At 44.1% G+C, this 22,892-nt stretch carries 18 protein-coding genes and 1 riboswitch; of the genes, 13 read left to right on the forward strand and 5 right to left on the reverse strand.

What is annotated here, in order from left to right:
* The first annotated feature begins 34 nt into the window (after positions 1–34).
* From AB4384_RS13245 to AB4384_RS13265, 5 genes are all read left to right on the forward strand, one after another.
* Positions 35–1,471, forward strand: coding sequence for a TolC family protein (locus AB4384_RS13245; RefSeq protein ID WP_017059718.1), 1,437 nt, complete (start codon positions 35–37; stop codon positions 1,469–1,471).
* A gap of 3 nt (positions 1,472–1,474) precedes the next feature.
* Positions 1,475–2,449, forward strand: coding sequence for an HlyD family secretion protein (locus tag AB4384_RS13250; protein ID WP_017070946.1), 975 nt, complete (start codon positions 1,475–1,477; stop codon positions 2,447–2,449).
* 7 nt (positions 2,450–2,456) lie between these two features.
* Positions 2,457–3,758, forward strand: coding sequence for an ABC transporter permease (locus AB4384_RS13255; protein ID WP_065583586.1), 1,302 nt, complete (start codon positions 2,457–2,459; stop codon positions 3,756–3,758).
* The gene (locus AB4384_RS13260; protein ID WP_102320370.1) at positions 3,755–4,927 is read left to right on the forward strand and encodes an ABC transporter permease; all 1,173 of its coding nucleotides are present in this window, start codon (positions 3,755–3,757) and stop codon (positions 4,925–4,927) included. The genes AB4384_RS13255 and AB4384_RS13260 overlap by 4 nt, the downstream gene beginning before the upstream one ends.
* 560 nt (positions 4,928–5,487) lie before the next feature.
* Positions 5,488–7,029, forward strand: a complete 1,542-nt coding sequence (locus AB4384_RS13265) for an alanine/glycine:cation symporter family protein (protein ID WP_372129657.1) — start codon at positions 5,488–5,490, stop codon at positions 7,027–7,029.
* 143 nt (positions 7,030–7,172) lie between these two features.
* Here the strand turns inward: AB4384_RS13265 and AB4384_RS13270 are convergent, their stop codons facing one another.
* Positions 7,173–7,400 (reverse strand): hypothetical protein, encoded by a 228-nt coding sequence (locus AB4384_RS13270; RefSeq protein ID WP_065584878.1) that lies wholly within the window; start codon positions 7,398–7,400, stop codon positions 7,173–7,175.
* A gap of 322 nt (positions 7,401–7,722) precedes the next feature.
* Entirely contained in the window at positions 7,723–8,457 is a 735-nt protein-coding gene (locus tag AB4384_RS13275; protein ID WP_372129658.1) for a chromosome partitioning protein ParA, read from the reverse strand.
* A 609-nt stretch (positions 8,458–9,066) separates the two neighbouring features.
* Positions 9,067–9,186: riboswitch (glycine riboswitch) on the forward strand.
* A gap of 128 nt (positions 9,187–9,314) precedes the next feature.
* On the opposite strand from AB4384_RS13275, the gene AB4384_RS13280 reads away from it, so the two are divergent.
* From AB4384_RS13280 to AB4384_RS13295, 4 genes are all read left to right on the forward strand, one after another.
* Complete coding sequence (locus tag AB4384_RS13280; protein WP_017059726.1) at positions 9,315–10,685, forward strand: sodium:alanine symporter family protein; 1,371 nt, start codon at positions 9,315–9,317, stop codon at positions 10,683–10,685.
* A gap of 384 nt (positions 10,686–11,069) precedes the next feature.
* Positions 11,070–11,882, forward strand: coding sequence for a transcriptional regulator (locus tag AB4384_RS13285; RefSeq protein ID WP_372129659.1), 813 nt, complete (start codon positions 11,070–11,072; stop codon positions 11,880–11,882).
* Complete coding sequence (locus AB4384_RS13290) at positions 11,879–12,340, forward strand: hypothetical protein (RefSeq protein WP_372129660.1); 462 nt, start codon at positions 11,879–11,881, stop codon at positions 12,338–12,340. Before AB4384_RS13285 ends, AB4384_RS13290 begins: the two co-directional genes overlap by 4 nt.
* 560 nt (positions 12,341–12,900) lie before the next feature.
* Complete coding sequence (locus tag AB4384_RS13295) at positions 12,901–14,376, forward strand: aerolysin family beta-barrel pore-forming toxin (protein WP_017063796.1); 1,476 nt, start codon at positions 12,901–12,903, stop codon at positions 14,374–14,376.
* Between the two features lie 106 nt (positions 14,377–14,482).
* On the opposite strand, the gene AB4384_RS13300 is transcribed toward AB4384_RS13295, so the two are convergent.
* Entirely contained in the window at positions 14,483–15,118 is a 636-nt protein-coding gene (locus AB4384_RS13300) for a LysE family translocator (protein WP_017077131.1), read from the reverse strand.
* A 296-nt stretch (positions 15,119–15,414) separates the two neighbouring features.
* Between AB4384_RS13300 and AB4384_RS13305 the strand changes: the two genes are divergently transcribed.
* Positions 15,415–16,887: a carboxypeptidase M32 gene (locus AB4384_RS13305; protein ID WP_372129661.1), complete on the forward strand. Its 1,473-nt coding sequence runs from the start codon at positions 15,415–15,417 to the stop codon at positions 16,885–16,887.
* A gap of 319 nt (positions 16,888–17,206) precedes the next feature.
* Here the strand turns inward: AB4384_RS13305 and AB4384_RS13310 are convergent, their stop codons facing one another.
* Positions 17,207–18,160 carry a LysR family transcriptional regulator gene (locus tag AB4384_RS13310; RefSeq protein ID WP_102320871.1) on the reverse strand — a complete coding sequence of 318 codons (954 nt, stop codon included), beginning with the start codon at positions 18,158–18,160 and terminating at the stop codon, positions 17,207–17,209.
* A 136-nt stretch (positions 18,161–18,296) separates the two neighbouring features.
* On the opposite strand from AB4384_RS13310, the gene AB4384_RS13315 reads away from it, so the two are divergent.
* Complete coding sequence (locus AB4384_RS13315) at positions 18,297–19,118, forward strand: DUF4437 domain-containing protein (RefSeq protein WP_102320870.1); 822 nt, start codon at positions 18,297–18,299, stop codon at positions 19,116–19,118.
* 116 nt (positions 19,119–19,234) lie between these two features.
* The gene (locus AB4384_RS13320; RefSeq protein ID WP_102320869.1) at positions 19,235–19,750 is read left to right on the forward strand and encodes a DUF3299 domain-containing protein; all 516 of its coding nucleotides are present in this window, start codon (positions 19,235–19,237) and stop codon (positions 19,748–19,750) included.
* Between the two features lie 458 nt (positions 19,751–20,208).
* Here AB4384_RS13320 and AB4384_RS13325 read toward each other — a convergent pair whose 3' ends face one another.
* Positions 20,209–21,000, reverse strand: coding sequence for an isocitrate lyase/phosphoenolpyruvate mutase family protein (locus tag AB4384_RS13325; protein WP_372129662.1), 792 nt, complete (start codon positions 20,998–21,000; stop codon positions 20,209–20,211).
* A 364-nt stretch (positions 21,001–21,364) separates the two neighbouring features.
* Here AB4384_RS13325 and AB4384_RS13330 point away from each other — a divergent pair.
* Positions 21,365–22,892: ISNCY family transposase (locus tag AB4384_RS13330; protein WP_372129663.1), on the forward strand; the 1,528-nt coding region annotated here is incomplete at its 3' end.

Raw genomic sequence — 22,892 nt, forward strand, 5'->3', positions numbered from 1 at the left:
TTAACATTAGAGTTAATACTCTAATTGGTATTTAATGCAGATGACCAAACCAAAATTCCGATACCTTGCGATCGCCAGTATGCTTCTCGGCACTATGGCTTCGCCAGGCTATGCAGCTCCGCTCACTTTTTCTGAAGCGTGGCAAATATTGCAAGAAAACAACAACTCACTTGCGGCTCAACAAGCCAACGTTGAACGTTATCAACACCTTCAGAACTCAACAAGTAGCCTTAATCTACCTTCTATTACCTTAGGGGCTAACTACACGCACCTTGATAGTGATGTGACGATTAATGGTGAACAGTTCGGTGACAGCTTAAGCGGCGTAAATCCAGCATTTGCTCCCTTCTTAGCTCAGTTAGGTGGCATCACCTCAACCATTACCGAACAAGACATCTTTAGCTCTTCCATTCGTGCTGTGTGGCCTATCTTCACTGGTGGTCGAATAACCGCTGCGCAAAATGCCGCTGAAGGTAAAAGCGAAGAAGCGCAAAGCCAACTGTTGATGGAGAAACAAGCTCGCTACGAAGACTTAAGTAAGTATTACTTCTCGGTGATCTTAGCGGAAGACGTGGTGAGAACGCGTCAAGCCGTTGAAGCAGGCTTAACTCAGCATCGTGATTTCGCCATCAAGCTTGAACAGCAAGGACAAATCGCCCGAGTAGAACGCCTACAAGCCGATGCTTCTTTAGATAAAGCGATTGTAGAGCGCACGAAAGCTCAGAACGATCTTAAAATTGCGCAATTGGCGTTGACCCAAATCCTTGGTCAAAATGAAAGTGTAGAACCCTCTGAACAACTGTTTATCAATAAGAACCTGCCTCATATGGACGTGTTCATTGACCAGACACTCATGACCTACCCCGGCCTTAAGATTCTTGATGCAAAAGAGAAACAAGCAAGCAGCTTAATTAAAGCCGAGAAAGGTAAATACTACCCAGAGGTTTACCTTTATGGTGATTACAGCCTGTATGAAGATGACTCTCTAGCCAGTGAAATGAAACCCGATTGGTTGGTTGGCATTGGTGTGAATGTGCCACTGCTTGATACCTCTGGCCGTTCCGACAAAGTCGCTGCGGCTCACAGTGCCGTATCACAGGTTCAATTCCTTAAGTCACAAGCTAAGCAAGACTTAACCGTGTTGGTACAAAAGACTTACCTTGAAGCAAACCAAGCCATTGAAGAGGTTCAAGGCCTAAACTCGAGCTTGTCTTTAGCTCAGGAAAACCTATTACTTCGTAAAAAAGCCTTCACACAAGGGTTATCTAACTCATTAGAAGTAGTTGATGCCGAGCTTTATCTTGCGAGCATTAAAACCCAGCAATCTGCTGCTCGCTTCAAATACCTAATCTCTCTCAACAAGCTGTTAGCGCTAACCAGCGAAATGAATGCTTACTCCAGTTACTTAACCTCCTCTGTTCCGTCTGATTTCGACTCAAAAACAGACACCGTTAGCCAGTCAAAAGGATAATTCATGAAACCTATTAAGCCCCTTCTTCTATCTTTAGTTGGTATCGGCGTTATTGGCTGGGTCGGATACAGTTTCTATCAAGCTTATCAACCTCAGCCGGTTAAGCTTCAAGGTCAAATCGATGTGCAGCAATACAGCATCTCATCGAAAGTACCTGGCAGAATTGATGAAATATTCGTGCGCAAAGGCGATTCGGTTGAAAAAGGCGAATTGATCTTCTCTCTACTAAGCCCTGAGATTGATGCGAAGCTAGAGCAAGCAAAAGCTGGTCAGAAAGCCGCTGGTGCATTAGCACAAGAAGCAGAGAATGGCGCGCGTACTCAACAGATCCAAGCGGCTAAAGACCAATGGTTGAAAGCCAAAGCAGCTGCCGATCTGATGGACAAAACCTACCAACGTGTAAACAACCTTTACAACGATGGTGTGGTTGCCGAGCAGAAGCGTGATGAAGCCAAAACACAGTGGCAAGCGGCGAAGTACACCGAAAGCGCTGCATTCCAAATGTATCAATTAGCGCAAGAAGGTGCGCGTGACGAAACCAAAGTGGCCGCCGCTCAAAAAGCGTTAATGGCAGCGGGTGCGGTAGCAGAAGTTGAAGCTTACGCAAAAGACACACAGATCCACAGCTGGTTTAATGGCGAAGTCTCTCAGGTTCTATTGAGCAGTGGAGAACTTGCACCACAAGGCTTCCCTGTTGTGACTGTTATCGACACCAAGGATGCTTGGGCTGTGCTCAATGTTCGTGAAGACATGCTTAAGCATTTCGAGAAAGGCAGCCAGTTTGAGGCGTACCTACCGGCTCTGGATAAATCATTAACTTTCCAAGTAACTCACATCGCCGTAATGGGTGATTTCGCAACTTGGCGCTCAACAGACGCAGCACAAGGCTTCGATTTACGTACTTTTGAAGTAGAAGCACACCCTGTCGATACGAGCGAAACACTGCGTATGGGCATGAGCCTAGTGGTTGAGCTTTAGGTGACTTATGTCTGCTAACTCTCAATATACTGGATCGCAATCTAGAGGCTCGCAATCAACTGAGCATCATAGAGCGAAGAATACCTTGCTTCGGCAGTGGGCGATTGTCCGCAAAGACAAATGGTTGTTGTCTTGCCTAACTTGGATTCCTTTGCTGCTTGCTGCCAGTATCTGGCTGATTTTTTCACAAGGGATCGCTCGTGACTTACCGGTCGCAGTTGTCGACCTTGAGCACAGTCAAATCTCGCAACAGTTCACACGCCTTGTTGATGCGTCACCAACGCTGCAAGTCACTCAGAAATACAGCTCTGCGAGTGATGCGGCGAAAGCGATGATCGAACGTGATATCTATGGTTATGTTGTGATACCAAGGCACTTCGACCGAGACCTTCTGCTCGGCTTGAATCCGCAAGTGTCTGTATTCTATAACAGCCAATTTATCTTAATCGGTAAGCTGGTGAACTCTGCCTTGCTGCAGGCTCAAGGGACTTTTAACGCGCAACTTGAAGTCGTGAAACAGCTGTCACACGGTGATACCACGGTGCAATCCGCATTAGGCCAAGCAGTAACGGTACAAAGCCAGATCACGCCGCTGTTCAACAAGAACACCAGTTATGCACAGTTCTTGGTGTCTGCGGTTATTCCTGCACTGTGGCAGATCATGATTGTGGTGGGCACGATATTGGTTTTGACGGCGAACGTTAGAGCTCGTGGGCTTCACGCTTGGTTATCCAACGCCCCTATGAAGTCACTCGCATCAACATTAACGCCCTACCTTGTCTTGTTTTTGATGTTTGGTATCGCGTTTAGTTTTTGGTTCTATGTGCTCTTAGACTGGCCATTTAACGGCAGCTTTGTGGCATTGACTATTGCCCAACTGCTAACCGTGATCAGTTGTATCATTATGGGTTGTTTGTTTTTCTTCTTAACACTTGATCCAGCAAGGGCGATGAGTTTCGCTGGCGCATTTACGGCACCAAGCTTTGCGTTCATGGGTATTACCTTTCCAGTAACAGATATGAATACAGCTGCTCAAATTTGGAGAAGCTTATTGCCCGTGAGTCATTACATCGAAGTACAAACGGCGCAGTCTAGTTATGGTGTGAGCGCAGCACAGTCTTTGATCAGCCTCTCTTCTATGTTGTGGTATGCAGTTCCTGCTTTCGTGGTAATGTTGCTAATTAAGAAACACTTGGCGCAATCAACTCTAACTGCACAAGCAGATCCATCTACAAAAGCAGCTATATCTGCAAAAACAACGCCGTCAACACAGCCAGAAGCATCAGCACAACAAGGAGTAAAACGATGAGCTTTACTCAACTGCTCAAGCAAGAACTCTTAGCGGTATTGCGCAACCCTGTCGTGCTTCTTACGGTATTTGGTGGTGTGGTCTTCTATTCCTTCTTGTATCCATTGCCTTACGCGAACCAAGTTCCTCAACAACTGAAAGCTTCGGTTGTGAACTTGGATAAGAGTCAAAGCAGCTATCAATTAGAGCGTATGGTGGATGCCACCTCTCAGATCGAATTGGTCCGTCGAGACTCCACCATCGCCGATGCGAAACAAGCCGTGCTTAACCAAGAGATTGGCGGATTCCTTGTCATTCCAGAAGATTTCTATAAAGACTTGTTGCTCGGTAAGAGCCCGACACTTTCTTACGCTGGTGATGCTTCTTACTTTTTGGTCTACGGAACCATTGTTGAAGGGCTTGCCAAGGCCGGTGGTACGTTAGCTGCGCAAGTTAAGGTCAGCCATTTGTTAGTCGAAGGTGTGCCTTTAGAATCGGCAGCCAAAGGCTACAGTGCATTCAGCTTGAACCTGAAACCAACGTTTAATAGTCGCATGGGATACATCGATTACGTAGTTCCAGCCGTCTTTGTGTTGATCCTGCAACAAACCTTAGCCATGGCTTCTGGTTTAGTGGGTGCAACCCAAAACGCTCAATCGACATTTGGCTACTGGAGTAAGACCTCTCCAGCGAAACTGATGCTTGCCCGCTGTTGTACCTTAGTCGGCATTTATTACCTGTTGTCGATGTACTATTTCGGCGCTAGCTTTTCGATGTATGGGATAAACCAGCTCGCCTCAACAACACAGATCTTAACCTTACTTCTGCCCTTCTTACTGGCCAGTTGTTTGATCGGGATTTTTATTGGTGAGTTAGTGCCACGAAGAGAGCTAGTCACGGTTGTAGTGTTAATCAGTTCAATGCCACTGATCTTCTCTTCAGGTTTTATCTGGCCAGTTGAAATGATGCCCGAATGGTTAGTGCTATTATCACAGCTGTTCCCAAGCACACCGGCTATCCAAGGTTTCTTAGCACTTGATCAGATGGGTGCATCTTGGCAAGAGGTGGCATCTCAATGGACATTACTCTGGGGACAAGTTTTGTTGTGGGGTTCGTTATTGGCACTTAAGCTCTACCACAAATCCAGCAAAAGCACGGTTGGCAATAGCAATAGTGATCGAGCCGTTTAGTTTTATGTGCTATCGGAAAGTAGTCATGCTTTCCGCTCATCAAAAAAGCTCTTATAAAGGGCTTTTTTAATATCCTAAGATCCGAATACACTTTCAGCCTTAGAATGTTTATACACCTCGAAAACATATCGAATACTCGAAATCCCCTACGCGCCCTCTATGTCCCTCCAGCCCATCACTCTGAATTCTCCTTCACCCGACTCTATAGCAGCTACTGCATATGCTTTTCTCAGCATAAAAAGCATCGACTTATTCCCAAATGATGACAAAACCCGAACAACTGTAAATTTATTGTAAAAATTTCTTTGTTGGCATTATTTTTATGTATAGGATTATCAGTGGGACTTGGTAGCCCGAATACCATAGTCTTATTGGTGCACATACCAAAAGGATATCCATACAAAGCAAGATCAGTACTTATATTTATTTCGTTTTTCAACCTAGCTACAGCCGTTTATGTTGCCGTCGAATGAAGTAGATAAACCACTGAGATATACAAATCAAATAGAAAACAAACACAACAGCAACAAACATAATTTATTAAAAAGACAGGGAAAACCATGAAAAACATACGTGAATTATTTTTTGGGTTTATATTATTGTTTAGTTCCAGTGCATTTGCAGAAGAAGGATCATTTAACCAAGCTATCAGCAACTTAAGTCAAAGTGTTGATGGTTTTTTCAACGAATACACAGGTTGGTTCGTTGGGCTGATATTTAAAAGTGTACCGATTGGTGAAGCTAACTTCCCAGTGATTGTTGGCTGGCTGTTGCTCGCTGCGATCATCTTCACTGTTTATTTTGGCTTTGTTCAATTTAAACGTGTCGGCATGGCGTTAGACATTATCAAAGGTAAGTATACCGATCCTAACTCTAAAGAGGACGGCGAGGTTTCTCACTTTCAAGCGTTAACAACGGCGCTTTCTGGTACTGTCGGGCTTGGTAACATTGCCGGTGTAGGTGCTGCACTTGCGATTGGTGGCCCTGGCGCGACATTCTGGATGATCTTGTGTGGCCTTCTGGGTATGGCTTCTAAGTTCTGTGAGTGTACCTTAGGTGTGAAATACCGAACTATCCTACCTTCAGGTGTTGTTTCGGGTGGTCCAATGTACTACCTAAGCCAAGGTCTGGGTGAAAGAGGTTTAGGCGGACTAGGTAAAGTGCTCGCTATTGGTTTCGCATTAATGTGTATTTTAGGCGCATTAGGCGGCGGTAACATGTTCCAAGCTAACCAAGCACACGCCATGTTAACTTACGCATTTGATGTACCAAGTGAATACGGTGTGATCACTGGCCTTGTACTTGCCTCTTTAGTTTTCTCTGTGATTGTTGGTGGTATGCCTTCTATCGCATCGGTAACAGAAAAAGTTGTTCCTTGGATGGCTGCTCTGTATATCGGTATGGCTCTGATTGTTATCGGTTCTAACCTTGATCAAGTTGGCCCTGCGTTCAGCGCAATCTTTACAGGTGCATTTACTGGTGAAGGTGTTGTTGGTGGATTTATTGGTGCGCTAATTCAAGGCTTGAAACGTGCAACATTCTCGAACGAAGCAGGTGTAGGTTCAGCAGCTATCGCTCACTCAGCGGTTAAAACAAAAGAACCAATCACCGAAGGTCTAGTATCACTATTAGAACCGTTCGTTGATACGGTAATCATTTGTACAATGACCGCATTGGTTATCACTATCGCTGGTTTAAACGTAGGTCCATTCGATGGCTCTGGTTTAACGGGTGTAACGCTGACTGCTGCATCGTTTACTGAAACGGCAGAAGTATTCAAATACACACTCGCTCTCGCAGTAATCATGTTTGCGTTTTCTACCATGATCTCTTGGTCGTACTACGGTCTTAAAGCTTGGACTTACCTATTTGGTGAAGGCAAAACAACGGAGCTGATTTTCAAAGTGATGTTCTGTGTGTTTGTTGTTATTGGTGCCACGATTCAATTTGGTGCGGTAATCGACTTCTCTGATGCGGCTATCTTTGCGATGTCTATCTTCAACATTCTTGGTCTGTACTTCTTGATGCCAGTTGTGAAGAAAGAACTGCAATCGTTTGTTGCTCGTGTGAAATCAGGCGAAATCAAAACGTATGAGAAATAACGTTTAGTGGAATGAGGTTTTGCTCTAGTAGCTAACTGCATTCTAAGAAACGACACAGCTCTAAAAACGAAACTGTTCTAAAAATTTTTGTAAGACCCTTTGCTTGAGAAAGCGAGAACAGGACTGCAACTTATCCAAAATCCCTACCAGCTTGGCTTGTGGGGATTTTTTATGTCTGAACGATTAGGCGAATAACTACCTTCAATGCCCTGCTCACTCTTTTCACCCTTTTCACTCTGTTCATCATCGTGTTCAACATCGACACGACGAACCAACTCTTCTACTTTGATCATCTCTTTTTGCGCTAATGGCGAGCGACAATCATCGAAACAATAAGCTATGGTGCAGTTCTCACAAAGATACTCTGGCATCACTCCATCCCTTGTCGTCAAAGCAGCCAAATGCGAGCTAGCAATCGACTGCGTGTTCATCCTGAACAACACTATTATGCAGCGACTCTGAGCTGAAAATATGTATGCAAAGTCATTTAATAGACAACAAGTAACATATCATTGTGGATATACGTAACTATTCACAAATATCTAAGCAAACAATGAAAACACGCAAATAATCAATAATGAGAAAGCACCGGATCTATGCTCTCGACAAACGCAAAACGCCCACATCACGTGTGTGATGTGGGCGTTTCAATATTTAGTGCAAAACTAACGTTAGGTTGGTAAAGCCTTCGGCTTATAGACCCATCTCTTCAGTGAGAGTTTTGATCTGTTTGAGGTCCATGGTGTGGACTTCAATCATTTGTCTTATATCACTCAGTCGAGAGTTAGCGTTATCTTGCTTCTCACACGCGTCAGATTTCGCATCCCATGATGTGCCATCTAAGTAAACATCACACGCTTTCTTAAGAGAACCAAGATTCTGCTCGAGTTGATCTCTTTCTTTCTCAAGTTTTTCAAGTTCTTGAGAAATCTGTAATTCTTTTCGGAAAACTTCACGCGCACGCTCAAACAAAGTCGATTGCATGTCAGCCTGACGATTAAGTTTCTGGTTGTCTTGCTGAGTTTGCTCTAACGTTTGCTTCTGTTCATTTAGCTGTTGCTCTAACGAGTAGTTCGCCTTCTCTAAAACCGAAGACTGCTTCGCTAATTCCTGGAGCTCTTTTTGATGCTCTTCCGTTTGTTTCACTAGAGCGGCTTCTACTTTCGCATCGATTTCGGTATCAACTTTTGCCACTTTAGTTTCAACGGATGCCATCAACTGTGCTCTGCTGTCATGCAGTTCTTGATAACGAGTTTCGAGTACCTGGTAAGTGGACTCCCACTTAGAAGCCGTAACTGTAGAACCAATTAAGCCACCCAGTGCTAAACCTATAACCGCAGCAATGCCGATATAGAGCTGACTGCGCTTATCGCGTTCTTCTATAACAACCACTTCATCTTGTTCGCTTTGTCCAGATTGCTGGTTCACTAGCGGGTACTCCCAAAAATTTATTTAACGTTACGCGGTCACTGACACGAATGCCAATACTGATTGTGAAGGCTCAGTTAAACCTATCGCTCAAGCCAGAAGCACTTAAGCTTTACTAACACATTCATCCCACCTGTTTACAGGCAGGCTTAACGAGTTAACTCCGAAATCATCAAGCTGGCAGTATACAAAAGGAAACTGCTAACGATAACTATCACTACCCATTTTTGCAGTTTTTCGTTTGTCCGGTAACGAAATAGTACAAATGCCAAAGCCAATAAAAAAACAATCGCTATTAGTCGAGTCATAACTCCTCCTTGTTTCTCTATTTTATACCATTTAAATAAGCAAGTTACGTCAGAGACTCGTTGTTTGATCATTTAGTTGAACAACATTTGTGCAAACAGATATTTTGTAGCTGACATCACATTTTATATGATCTAGGATACGCCTACAGATTACCTAATTATTTAGGTAATTGTTCCGATGAAGACTGCAGGAGAGTGGTTTTTAACTAAACATTAACATTTAGTTAGATTGACCCGCCGAAGAAGTAAATCTTTCAGGTGCTTTATGCTGGAGAAATCCAGAAAAGTGAGGACTGTCGTTGGAGGAACCTCTGGAGAGAACCGTTAGATCGGTCGCCGAAGGAGCAAGCTTAGTGCCCGTTACTTATCTATAAGTGATTCGCTAAGTGAAACTCTCAGGCAAAAGGACAGAGGAGTGGAAAGCAACAGCCTTAATTAACACAAGAATTCTATCTAGAAATCCGTATGTATTAAGTAGTGCCCCCGATCCCTGAGATCTGCACTGCCTTCCCTCTTCTCCTTAAATTTTTAATTTATTAAGGGGAATCTATGAACCACCTACAAGCTACACTACAAACCATTAACCAATTCGTTTGGGGACCACCACTGCTTATTCTGCTAGTGGGTACAGGTATCTACTTTACTTTTCGCTTAGGCTTACTCCAGTTTAGACACCTCCCAACTGCACTGAAAATGGTGTTCAGCAAAGACAAATCTGGTACGGGTGACGTATCGAGTTTCGCGGCTTTGTGTACTGCACTTTCAGCAACCATTGGTACAGGTAACATCGTTGGTGTAGCGACCGCAATCAAGATTGGTGGCCCTGGTGCCCTATTCTGGATGTGGCTTGCCGCTGTATTTGGTATGGCGACCAAGTACGCAGAATGTCTACTCGCCGTTAAATACCGCAGAACCGATAGCAATGGCGAAATGGTTGGCGGCCCAATGTACTACCTGCAATACGGTGTCGGCTCACGAATCTTAGCGGTAATGTTCGCTGTCTTCGCGCTCGGCGTTGCTTGCTTCGGTATCGGTACCTTCCCACAAGTCAACGCTATCTTGGACGCAACTCAAATCTCATTTGGCGCTTCGCGTGAGATGTCTGCTGTCGTTCTTACGATATTAGTGGCAGTGGTTACCCTTGGTGGTATCCAATCTATCGCTAAAGTGGCAGGGAAAGTTGTTCCTACTATGGCGGTTATGTACGTCGTCGCGTGTTTAAGCGTTCTGATTTCAAATGCCGACCAACTACTGAATGCCATTACCCTTGTTGTGACTTCTGCGTTTACCAACACAGCAGCAACCGGTGGTTTCTTTGGCGCGAGCATCATGCTTGCTATCCAATCAGGTATCGCTCGTGGTGTGTTCTCGAACGAATCTGGCCTAGGTAGCGCACCAATGGCTGCAGCAGCGGCTAAAACAGACTCATGTGTGAAACAAGGACTTGTCTCTATGACAGGTACCTTCTTCGACACCATCATCATCTGTACGATGACAGGTTTGGCGCTTATCTTAACGGGTGCTTGGCAGACTGATCTTTCAGGCGCTGCGATGACCACTCACGCATTCGCTGTTGGTCTGAATGCAGATACCCTTGGCCCTATGTTGGTTTCTGTTGGCTTAATCTTCTTTGCGTTTACAACAATTTTAGGTTGGAACTACTACGGTGAGCGCTGTGTTGTGTTCTTGCTAGGTACCAAAGCTGTATTGCCTTACAAGATCATCTTCATTGCGTTGGTGGCTTCTGGTGCATTCTTAAAGCTCGACATGATCTGGATAATGGCTGATATCGTGAACGGCCTAATGGCAATTCCGAACCTAATCGGGCTTATCTTGCTGCGCCACGTTGTTATCGAAGAAACCAAGCTATTCTTCAAACCGTTGACGTCTTCAAATGATTGTGAAGCAGTTAAAGCGTAAACTGAAGTGATTGAATACCAAGCCCGCATTCAACTGCGGGCTTTTTTATTTTCATCACATAGCGAAACGTCTTAAATTATTATGTAGCACATATGCCCTTATAAATAACAAGAATATTAAATCGACCACTATGCGATTTAATAAAGAAGATAGAAGACTACTAAAAAGAACACTAATAAAACCAACACTTAATTAGATATTACTTATATTTAACAGATTGTGCGTAGGTGTCAGGCGTTTTGTAACAAACATATTAAATTTCTTTTCGTTTCAACGACACAAAAAACCAGAAGAATAAAACATGTGACTTTAATTCATATATTAGTCAGTTTATAGTCATCTACATTGTAGAGAGAATTATAATAAAAATAAAACGTTGGCTATATGATCAGATTCGACCCGATTAAAAACCGTATTTATAACGATGAACGTTCTATTAAAGTAGGATACCGTGAAACTCGGGTCCTGGAGTTATTACATAAAAACTCACCCGATATTGTTAACAAACAAGATATTATTAGCTTCGCTTGGGGAAACGAGTTCATAGGGGATACGCCACTAGCGAAAAGTATAAGTTTACTGCGCCAAGGGTTCGTTAGATTAGGCATCAAAGAAACCCCAATCGTCACCGTTCTTAAGGTGGGCTATCGCCTTATCGATGAGTGCGTGGTAATCGACTCCCCCATCAATAATGCAGCCACAACTCCCCTTGCTGATGCGAGCAACCTGATACCCGTCGGCAATAACGGTATTGCTATCGGTGCAGCTGTTGCAGTCGAACCTAAGCCTAACCCTAAACAAAGTTCGTCGGCTTACTTTCCCACTGCTGAAAACCGAAACAAGTTGTGCTACTTCACCACTGGCTGCTTACTGTTGGCATCAGCGTTATTGGCTTTTGCTAAGGTTAATGAGAGAAACCTCAGCGATATCAAACCCGTTAACCGGCTCAGCGAGCAATGGATAGGTCAAATACAAGTTTTCCAAGCCCCTGAAATGGCGATGACGCCAGAGCTAGAAAGCATTCTCTATCAGTATCAATGTGATTGCGTGGCGTACATTAGCGAAGAAGCGGAATATTCTGAGCTCTCTATTCTGAACAAAGCCACACGCCAGTCCGTCAACATCTTTTACACGCCAACCCAACTAGATCAAGCCAGTACCGAACTGGCCCTATTCCTAGAAAGAGGTCAATTATGATGCCAATCGTTGCGCTCATTTCTGCATTCGTTTTATTGGTTGGCATATGGAGTATCCCTTCGCCCCAACCAAAAGAAGAGCATCGCTACCAACATAGCGTGGTGGACCTGATAGTGAATGACAATGTATTACGTACCGACGGATTAACGAAAATAAGTAACAACAAGGTGCTGCACCTGATATCCGTTCAAGACGACAACATGCCCGACCCACTTGTTCTGCGATTCAGAGGAACAGCCCGTCCTTCTCAATCACTTTTCTTTTCTATTTCTGGCACCATTGACTTAGTCTCTTTGCAAAAAATAAATAAAACAATGAATGACAGCCGATTGGCGCCTTACCTGTTAATCAACAATGACCCATTAACGGTAAAGATTGATATCTTAAGTTCGAATGATTTATTTGCCATCATTAAAACGTGTAATACAGGCCGAACGCAACTTCTGGCCAAACGATAATTAGAGATAGTTTAACCACTAGCAAAAAGCGCCCTATTATCAAGTAGCAAGCTTTTCCGATATTACACATAAAAAACGGATGGTTATTTTCATTATTTTATCAGTAATACAATTATTACAGTCTTCCTTACTTTAAGTGTTTGCATTTTAAAACCGATAGCAAAGCAAAATATTCAAGTTAGATTTTTACTCTTTGTCACTCACTACCTGCCCACCTTAAAACTACGAGTATTGTGAATGGTTATACCTGTTCTTCTAATTAACCATTCATACAAACGCCAAAAATAACGTCAAATAATTTTGACGTCTAAGCCCGAATAATGGGCCTTCATTTTTCTAAAAACGGTTTGAGCCCCATCAAACAATTTACGTTCAGTTGCATACTCTTTCACCGTAAAAACACTAATGACAATACAAGCCATTGAATTAACTGGGTAATTTAATTCAACCCTTTTCAGTATCTATCTATTTATCAACATGAAAAAGTGAACTTGTCTTGTTAACTGCACGGCACACAAAACATTATCAAAATAGAAAAATTACAAATGAGGGAATTGTTAATGATCACAGTAAACAGAAGTCTCTTAGCAACCGCAGTGTTGTCTGTTCTATCAACCGGTGTAAATGCGAAGATTTACCCAGACCAAATAGTGTTTGACCAACTTGGTGAAGATGTCTGTCGCTCTGGTTATCGTCCTATAGACCGTTATGAAGCAGAAGAGCAGAAGAGTACTTTGGTCGCTCGCATGGGCACTTGGCAGATCACCGGGTTAAAAGGAAACTGGGTAATCATGGGGCCGGGTTATCATGGCGAAATTAAGCAATCAAGCAGTGGGTCAACGTTCTGTTACCCAAACAACGACCAATCTGAAATCCCCAACTATTCCGCCAAATCGGTTCAGGAAGGCAGCGAAATCGATGTTCAGTATGAATTAGTGAACAACCGTAACGACTTTGTACGCCCATTAAGCTACTTAGCCCACAACCTAGGTTACGCTTGGGTTGGCGGTAATAACAGTCAGTACGTGGGCGAAGACATGACGATAAAGCGCTCTGGCAACAGTTGGGTAATACAAGGAAATAACAATGGCTCTTGTAGCGGCTATCGCTGTGATGAAAAAACCAAAATCACCGTCGACAATTTTGCCTACACCGTTAACGACGACAACTTTTGGCATGGTGATGTTGTCGAGTCGGATCGTGAACTAGTGAAAACGGTTTACGCGACGGCAAGAAACAACAGCAACATCGCGCAACAAGTGGTGGTAGACCTAAAAGTAGACGAATCAACAAACTGGTCGAAAACGAACAGCTACGGATTCTCACAGAGCGTTCAAACAGAGAACACCTTCAAGTGGCCTTTGGTTGGCGAAACTAAGCTCACCGTTAAGTTCGAGGCTAACCAAAGCTTCGCTGAAACAAATGGCAACTCCACTAGCGAACAAGTAACACTTCAAGCTCGTCCTATGGTTCCTGCGAATTCGGAGCTACCGATTCGAGTTGAGCTGTATCGTTCAAGCATCTCTTACCCGTACCGATTCAACGCCGATATTAGCTACGATGTTGAATTCAACGGCTTCCTTCGTTGGGGTGGCAACGCGTGGCACTCTCATCCAGATAACCGCCCGTACAAGGCTCATACCTTCACCATGGGCCGTGGCAGCAGTGAATCTGCCGACATTCGCTACCAATGGGATCACCGTTACATCCCAGGTGAAACTAAATGGTGGGATTGGGGCTGGGCGATTAAAGAAGCTGGCTTATCAAGCATGCAATACGCGACTGGCGGAAGCTTACGCCCCTTCCACTCTTACGTGTCTGGAGATTTCTACGCTGAATCTCAATTTGCAGGTACTATCGAAATTGGACAAGCAACACCAATTACTAACAATCTACGCAGCAAAAGAAGTACTGATTCCGTCAACGAATCTACTGAGCGCATTGGCGACATCGAAGTTACCACCAACTTTAACGCCGATGAGTTGAGTGACTTAGGTTTCGAAGGTGCTGAGATGAACATTAGCGTCGTTGAATAACTGCGCTGTAGAATAAGATCGGTACAAAGATCTACCAGTAATAAAGCACAAAGCCCACGACACATCGTGGGCTTTCATATATTCATGTTCAACTGAAAACGGTGAACTACACAGGCTCTTCCATCAGAAGCTTAACACCCAGCCCAACCAGCACCATGCCCGTCACGCCTTCCATCCACTTCATAAAACTCGCGTTCTTGAGCAAGTTTTTAGCTGAGTTAAGTGCCCCAGCCAAGCCGCATTGCCACACCATCGCAATCATAAAGTGGACCGAAGCCATCAACATAGATTGCAATAAAGGCGAACCTTCAGGGTTTACAAATTGAGGTAAAAAGGCCAGATAGAAAACCGCTGTTTTTGGGTTAAGAACGTTAGACAGAAAGCCTTCACGCAAAGAACGCTTTGCACTGTATGCTTGCTGAGCTTGTTCACCGACCTTCAAACCACCACCGTTTTTCATCAACGCTCGTAAACTGCTTAAGCCAAGCCAGATGAGGTAAACTGCACCTACCATCTTAACGGCTTGAAAGAGTTCAGCAGACTGGGCAAGAATTGCAGAAATACCCACAGCAGAGAAAAAGGCGTGTACATAGAGGCCGCTACAAATACCAAAGCTGGTCATTACACCGTCAGATAAGCCAGAGCGGCTAGTATTGCGAATCACCAAAGCCGTATCTAAGCCCGGCGTTAGCGTTAAAATAGTGATGGCAATTAGAAATGCCTCAAAGTTCAAAATATCCATATCATTGTCATTTTTGTTCAGCGATCTATCATCAATACCGTGTATCTGAACAATTCGCAAGCAACAATTGCCACCAGCTATACAACTCACTGATTTTGTGCACAATAGAACAGTTTGATTTGTTAAGAAATAGTAAATTCAAGGCATCGTATCGCCTCATGCTTTTCTCGCTATATCTTCGACTGCGAAGGTCGGCGTCATTAAAAAGCAAAGCCATAATCAAAGTACACGAGATGAACCTTAACGCTGACGCAGCCCTAAGGATCATTTAAAGAAACCAAATTAAGAGTAGTCAAATGAGCGCATTCAAAAAACTAGTCGAACACTCTCAAAAATGTTCACGCTTTCAACACCTAGCCTCTATTTGTGGTTGGGACCAAGCTTCAATGATGCCAGCAGGTGGTAACCAAGCTCGTAGTGAAGCAATGGCAGAGCTTTCGGTTCATATTCACGGATTAATGACGCAACCACAGCTTGGTGACTGGATTGCAGACGCCGAAAACGAAGCGCTAAATAACGAACAACAATCGTCACTTCGTGAAATAAAACGCCAATGGCAACAAGCTAACCTACTTCCAGAAAAGCTAGTTGAAGCGAAATCTCTAGCAGGTTCAAAGTGTGAACATGCATGGCGTAGCCAACGTGGTAACAACGACTGGGTTGGATTCGAAAAGAACTGGCGTGAAGTGGTTGAGCTATCTCGTGAAGAAGCTCAGATCCGCGCCGACGCAGCTAATTTAACGCCTTATGATGCGATGCTGGATATCTATGAACCGGGCACTAGCTCTGCTTCGCTTGATATCTTGTTTGCAGACGTTAAAACCTGGCTACCAAGCTTGATTGATGAAGTGATCGAAAAGCAATCGAGCGAGCAATTTAACGCACCATCTGGCATCTATTCGACCGAGAAACAGAAAGCTCTTGGTTTAGAAGTCATGAAGCTGCTTCAGTTCGATTTCGAACACGGCCGATTGGATGAAAGTGTTCACCCATTCTGTGGCGGCGTCCCTTCAGACGTGCGTATCACAACTCGCTACGACGAAGCGGAGTTCGTTCAAAGCTTAATGGGTATTGTGCATGAAACTGGGCACGCGCGTTACGAACAGGGCTTACCAAAACACCTAGCAGGCCAACCAGCGGGCGAAGCTCGTTCTATGGGCATTCATGAATCTCAATCTTTATTCTTCGAGATGCAAGTCGGCCGCAGCGACCCGTTCATTGGACACTTAGCGAACTTGGCTGGTCAGCAATTCTCAGGCTCAGAATTTGAGAAAGAGAACTTCCAGAAGATCTACACGCGCGTGAAGAAAGACTTCATCCGTGTCGATGCTGATGAACTCACCTACCCTGCACACGTTATCCTGCGTTACGAGATTGAGCGTGACTTGATCAACGGTAAGATCAAACACACTGACGTGCCAGAGTTATGGAATACCAAGATGCAGTCTTACCTTGGCTTGAGCACTCAAGGCAATTTCACTAACGGTTGTATGCAAGATATCCACTGGACAGACGGCGCATTTGGTTACTTCCCATCTTACACATTAGGTGCGATGTACGCGGCTCAGTTCATGGCTTCAATGAAGAAGACGGTCGATGTGAACTCTGTGATTGAAAGTGGTGACCTATCCCCTATCTTCACTTGGTTAGAATCGAACATTTGGAGCAAAGGCAGCCTGCTGACCACCGATGACTTGGTGAAAGGTGCAACGGGCGAAACCTTGAATGCGCAATACTTCAAAGACCATTTGAGAAGTCGTTATCTGTAGATAAAACGCCCAACCACATTGAAGGTTTCTACTTGCAGAGCTTGCTGTGTAAGTAGAACCAAGCTGAAAAAAGCATAGTACAAGTATTGTAAGTCAAAAGTCACAATTATGGCATTATGGCTGAAGGGTAGCTTTGGTTCTAACTAGAAAAGGGGCACTTCTGAGTTACGAAGTGATCACATGAGTTACGAAGTGCCATCTGTGAAGGTTCTGGACATTTCTGAGTTAGCACTTTTGCTAAATTAGGGAAAGACGAATTAACTGAAGTATGGCAAACGTTAGTTTAACTAGTCCCCAGAACCATTATTAGCGATCACGGCTAGTTATCCAACGGCCATTCACGAGTTTCAATCAACCCTTGCTCAAGCAAGTTGTCGCGAAGCTGGTGAATCCTGACTTTTAGCTCATCACGTATTAATCGAATCGCTGGAGAGATCAACTGACGACTCGGTAATATCAGCCACATTTCGGTCAGTGGGATATCGCTATTAACTAATATCCTCTCTAATCGGCCCGCGAGTAAATCTTCACCGACATCAATAGCGGATTTCTTCGCTATCCCCACCCCATCAATACACCACCGACGAACAATATCACCATCATTCACAGCTCGATCACTGTTCATTTTTATTCTGTATTTTTGATCACCATGATAAAGATCCCAACCGTCGTGCACGACTTCGTACAGTTTGTAGAGCAAGGCTTTATGTTGATATAAATCATCAGGAACCAAAGGTCGACCATGATTTTCAATATAATCAGGAGAAGCGCATAGAACATGAGGGATATCGCAGATCTTAAATCCATACAAGTTGGATTCTTGCGCGGCACCTTTAGTCATAGCTCGTAACGCCACATCGACCCCATCGCGGTAAAAATCGGTTCGGCTATCACTCACATGGAGCCTCAATGACAGGTCTTGATGCTTGTCCATTACATCATTAAGCAAAACGCGCATCAGGTTGCGCCCCATCTCAGAAGACACCGCGATACGAACTTCCCCACTGATGGATTGCTGCTCTTCATTGACCAACACCTGCCCTTGTTGCAACAAATCCAATGCTTGTTGGCACAAAGGTAGATACCGCTCACCCTCTGGGGTCATGCGCATCTTTCGCGTCGTTCGAACAAATAACTCGGCTCCTAACTCTTGCTCTATCCGTTTTAATGACACACTTGCAGCAGAAGAGCTCATATCAAGTTGATTCGCCGCGGCTGTAATCGATTGAAGCTCAGCAACTTTCAACAAAACCTGTAAATCTGAAATTTTCATCACTATACTCTTCACTACTCGAATGGTCAGTTTTATTATCCACGATTTAAGGAAAGTGTATTAAAGATTAGCCCGTTTATCGAATGAATAATTTTGAATATTATTAATCTCAAGCAAATACAGCAGAGGCATTACTATGAAATCATTATTTAAAGCATCGACATTAGCACTAGCCGCAACGCTACTTACTACACCTTCTTTTGCCGATGAAGGTTCTTCAAAAGTTGTCGCGGTAAACGATATTGAGTGGGGTTATCTAAACCCTTTGCGCGGCGTACTTAGCCCGGGAGCTGCGGACCTTTGGGGTGACCGTACAACGGATACCGCAACAGGTATGTTGGTACGCTTTAACAAGGGTTTTGAGTCACCACCGCACATTCATAACATCACGTACCGCGGTGTGGTCATTGAAGGTCAAATGCATAATGACGATCCAACATCAGAAAAGATGTGGATGCCAACAGGCTCGTTCTGGACGCAACCAGCAGGTGAAGACCACACCACTGCCGCAAACGGTGAAACAAACCTAATCTACCTTGAGATTGATGCGGGTCCATATCTAGTTCAACCATCTGAAGAGAAGTTCGATAATGGCGAACGTCCTCTAAACTTGCATAAAGACAATATCGTGTGGCTAAACAGCAGTGATCTTCACGATATCAAAGTAGACGGTGTTCAATCAACGTATGTTTGGGGTAGCACTTCTGACATGGGTGGTTCAATGATCAAACTGCCTGCCGGCTTTGAAGGAAAAATCACCACGGACGCAAGTGAGTTCCGCGCCGTTGTGATTGCAGGCTCGATTGAGTACAACTCAAAAGAACAAAGCAGCAATCTTACTTTAAACCCGGGAAGCTACGTGGAATCTGAGGGCAAGTTCTCTCATAACATCACCAACACGGGGGACTCTGAGGCAACAATCTACATCCGTACTAACAGCAAGTACCAAGTGAAATAAGCCCTAGCTCGCTTTGTCCCTCGCCATCGGCTTAATCCCCCTTAAACCGGTGGCAATTTCCATCGACGCGCAAATCTGTGCAGCACAAGGGTTATGTACAATACAAAGGTTAATATATGAAACACATATTGTTCATCGCTTCTTTGATCATGGTGACATTCAGCTCTGCCTCTTTTGCAGCAAACCAAGTGCGCGATGAAAATACGGTAGAAATTGAGTGGCTTGATCTGATCCCAGAAAGCGAACGTGCACGCGTCAGCGATGAAACCCTTGCTGCCCTTGACCATAGTGCGAATGTTGCTCAGCAGGCTCTAGTGGGAAGTGTTCGTCCAGAACTGAATGGCAGCAACGTCAAAATACCGGGTTTCGTGATTCCATTAGAAGGGGACTCAGAGTCAATCTCTGAGTTTCTTTTGGTTCCCTTTTATGGTGCGTGTATTCACGTTCCACCACCACCTCCAAACCAGATTATTTACGTCAAGTTTGAAGAAGGGACTCCAACTAAAGACCTTTGGGATATCGTTTACATCACAGGAACCTTGAAAACAGAAACAGTAATTTCTGATGACATAGGGGTCGAGTCAGGCTATTCCATTGAAGGTGCGAGCTTAGAGATATATAACAAAGTGTGATCTAGTAAAACTAGAGACTCTATAGGGCTGCGGGTGACCCAAACCAATGATCTGGTAGTGAACAACTAAGGAAAGAGCCATTTGGTTAGCCCGCGCTTCACTAGACACTGCACTGGTTAGAAAATGTAGGCCAAATGGCTAGCCTTGAAGTGTGACAGACATGCATCCCGAATTGGAATGGGGCAAAGACGTGTTTGCCGAGATTGGCGTCAGCACGTCTTTGGACATTTGTGAGTCAGCGACTTTACTAAATTAGCTATTCACGAATAACTTTTGGTATTACAAAAGACTGAGCGACACCGCTTGATACGGTGCCATCCTTGAAAGAAGCTGGACAAAACCGTTAATCTCAGATGAATGGGGGGAATTTACTTTATGCAGGATTTTGCATTGACCATGCAGTAAAACACATGTCTAACAGAGCTGTTCACCATCGGGAGATTTTAACACCCTCTAACTCAATTTGTATTACTGAAAAATGGTGCAAATGATTGAATAGCAGCGACTTCCAACAAATCTTTTTCTAGCTCTTTATAGAGCCTACTATGAGCATAATTCCCCATACTTATACGTTTTACCCCTAACTTAGAAAGAGTCCTGAAATCAGGTAAACGTTGGGTACACATTACGTTCAGAGGTAGATCAGTGAATTCTGCAAGAACCTTAATGTCCTCTTTTTCCTCTAAAAACGGTACAAAAATGCCATCAGCGCCTGCTTTCTGATACAGGGATATACGAAGCTTTGTTTCCTCAAGTGGAGTATCGCCTTTAACTAAATAAGCATCTGTTCTTGAGTTCAAGAATATGGAAATGTCTGATGCACGTAAAAGTGCTACCAAACCAGAGATGGTATTTTCCATTACATATGGATCTTTGAGAACTCTCTTTCCACCTATGACTACACTATCTTCGATGTTAACCCCAGCGACTCCAATTTCAGCTAGCGCCTTAATATTCTCGTAGATTTCAGATATTGAATCCCCATAACCAGCCTCAATATCTACAGTTAATGGAATGGTTGTTCGACTCTTAATCTTAACAACAAAATCGTACAACTCAGAAAAGGACATTTCTTCACCATCTGAATACCCAAGCATACGAGAAATGGCGGCGCTGGAAGTACCGATACATTGATAACCAGCCTGCTCCGCTATAACTGCGCTAGACACATCCCATACGTTACATACCAGAACTGGCTCTGGTTGAAAGTGTAAGCTTCTGAAATCCAAATTAATAATCCTTATGACCATCTTCAGATATAAGCTACCACGACTATGGTATTATTGAATAGTCATGCGGATGAAATTTTTTGTTTACACATGTCTATTTTGATAGAGAATGGGAGTTTCTGAGCACCGCCCCTCTACCGCCAGCCATGAGGAAAAGTACTGTGATTCCTTTGGCGTGATTTGCTACTGAGTAATTACATTAACAAGCAAATGGGCATAAATGAGCTATAGCTTCCCCTAAATTAATTGTGATCACCAAGCGATTCTGTCGTACCTTAACTACCAAGCGACTTTGTCGTTAGCCTAATTACCGAGGGAAATTGACGGTCCTACTTTTTACGTAATCCTTTGACTATCACTGTGAATTAGTCAAAGGGTGTATAGGATGATCGTTATGGATGCTAAATCTCAACTTACCGTGGATGTCATTGCTAAAGTGGCACTTAACAAAATCTCTATTCTCAATGCCTCGAAACTGCTCAATAAATCCCCCCGAACCATTGAACGTTACCTCAGGCGATACCGTATCGATGGTATTCGTTTCGTTGTTCATGGCAACACAGGAAGAGCACCCGCTAATAAAATCCCCGTGACCTTAAAGAAGCAAGTTCAAGCTCTGATAAAAGCCAAGTATTACGACTTTAACATGCTTCATTTGGCAGACATGCTGGAAGTGTTTGAAGGCATCAAAGTAAAGCGAGAGACACTTCGTACCTGGGCGCACGAAATCCATCATGTAAAACGAGCTAAACATCGCCGCTCCAAAGTAAGAAGACGACGAGAGCGCATGGAGGCAGAAGGCTTAATGCTGCAAATGGACGGCAGCCCTCACCTTTGGTTCGGGGACAAAAAGTCCTGCCTTATCGCTATGATTGATGACGCAACCAGTGACGTTCATGCGGAGTTCTTTCCTTCAGAAACTACGGAAGGCTGCCTTAAAGTAATGAAGGCTTATATCGAAAAAAAGGGGCTTTTTAAGACGCTTTATGTCGATAGAGCGGGTATCTTTGGTGGACCAAAACGCTGCCACTTCTCTCAGATGCAACGAGCCTGCGAAGAGCTTGGTATAGAAATTATTTTTGCCAACTCCCCCCAAGGAAAAGGTCGTATCGAACGCGCCTTCGATACGTTCCAAGATCGTCTCGTCCCTGAGTTAAGACTGGCGGGGGTCACCGATATGAATAGCGCAAATGACTACCTGCAAAACACTTTCATCCCTGACTATTGGGCGACAACCCTCACTGTCAACGCTAAGCAGGTGCGCTCGGAACATAGGCCCATTCCGAAACACCTAAACCTCGATGCGATATGTATCCAAAAAGAATATCGAAAAATCCGTCGGGACCATACCTTCAGTTATGGTAACGCAATGTACCAAATTACCTCTCCGTTAAGGCACTCTATCGTGAGTCAACAAGTTGAGCTACGTAAGCAACTTGATGGTAACTTCACCGCTTACTTTGCTGACCGAGAGCTGTCCATTAAAGAGCTTGTTGAGCCTAGCTCTAGGAAAGAATACGGGGAAGAAGTTCAGAAAAAGCTCGATGCTATTGAACTTGCCAAGGAGTTAGGCAATGTGAGAGAAGCTGCTCGGCAGAGTGGTTGCTCTGTCAAAAGCATTCACAACAACCGTCAACTTCTCGAAGCACACGGTCCATTAGCTTTGAAACGTATGTATGGCCAACCAAGGCACAGTAACCGCATCGATGAGAAGACTCGAAATGTCGTCATCTCATTAACGCTCAAATTACCTCATCTAACATCGATCAGGATCAGTGGTGAGATGAGAAAGCGATTTAACATCTCGATTAGTCACTCAACAGTAAGGAACATCTGGCTTGAAGAAAAGCTGAATACAAGAGAGTTACGGGAAGCTCGTGCCGAGGCATCAATTAGGCTTTGTTGCGTAATTC

This window comes from Vibrio sp. 10N.261.51.A4 (assembly GCF_041471945.1).
GTDB classification, from domain to species: domain Bacteria; phylum Pseudomonadota; class Gammaproteobacteria; order Enterobacterales; family Vibrionaceae; genus Vibrio; species Vibrio crassostreae_C.

Coding starts and splice junctions, on each gene's coding strand:
- AB4384_RS13270 (WP_065584878.1), bottom strand. CDS start 7,400: ATGCCAGAGTATCTTTGTGAGAACTGCACCATAGCTTATTGTTTCGAT.
- AB4384_RS13325 (WP_372129662.1), bottom strand. CDS start 21,000: ATGGTCATAAGGATTATTAATTTGGATTTCAGAAGCTTACACTTTCAA.
- AB4384_RS13305 (WP_372129661.1), top strand. CDS start 15,415: ATGAGCGCATTCAAAAAACTAGTCGAACACTCTCAAAAATGTTCACGC.
- AB4384_RS13300 (WP_017077131.1), bottom strand. CDS start 15,118: ATGGATATTTTGAACTTTGAGGCATTTCTAATTGCCATCACTATTTTA.
- AB4384_RS13295 (WP_017063796.1), top strand. CDS start 12,901: ATGATCACAGTAAACAGAAGTCTCTTAGCAACCGCAGTGTTGTCTGTT.
- AB4384_RS13265 (WP_372129657.1), top strand. CDS start 5,488: ATGAAAAACATACGTGAATTATTTTTTGGGTTTATATTATTGTTTAGT.
- AB4384_RS13250 (WP_017070946.1), top strand. CDS start 1,475: ATGAAACCTATTAAGCCCCTTCTTCTATCTTTAGTTGGTATCGGCGTT.
- AB4384_RS13320 (WP_102320869.1), top strand. CDS start 19,235: ATGAAACACATATTGTTCATCGCTTCTTTGATCATGGTGACATTCAGC.
- AB4384_RS13255 (WP_065583586.1), top strand. CDS start 2,457: ATGTCTGCTAACTCTCAATATACTGGATCGCAATCTAGAGGCTCGCAA.
- AB4384_RS13310 (WP_102320871.1), bottom strand. CDS start 18,160: ATGAAAATTTCAGATTTACAGGTTTTGTTGAAAGTTGCTGAGCTTCAA.
- AB4384_RS13280 (WP_017059726.1), top strand. CDS start 9,315: ATGAACCACCTACAAGCTACACTACAAACCATTAACCAATTCGTTTGG.
- AB4384_RS13245 (WP_017059718.1), top strand. CDS start 35: ATGCAGATGACCAAACCAAAATTCCGATACCTTGCGATCGCCAGTATG.
- AB4384_RS13260 (WP_102320370.1), top strand. CDS start 3,755: ATGAGCTTTACTCAACTGCTCAAGCAAGAACTCTTAGCGGTATTGCGC.
- AB4384_RS13315 (WP_102320870.1), top strand. CDS start 18,297: ATGAAATCATTATTTAAAGCATCGACATTAGCACTAGCCGCAACGCTA.
- AB4384_RS13285 (WP_372129659.1), top strand. CDS start 11,070: ATGATCAGATTCGACCCGATTAAAAACCGTATTTATAACGATGAACGT.
- AB4384_RS13290 (WP_372129660.1), top strand. CDS start 11,879: ATGATGCCAATCGTTGCGCTCATTTCTGCATTCGTTTTATTGGTTGGC.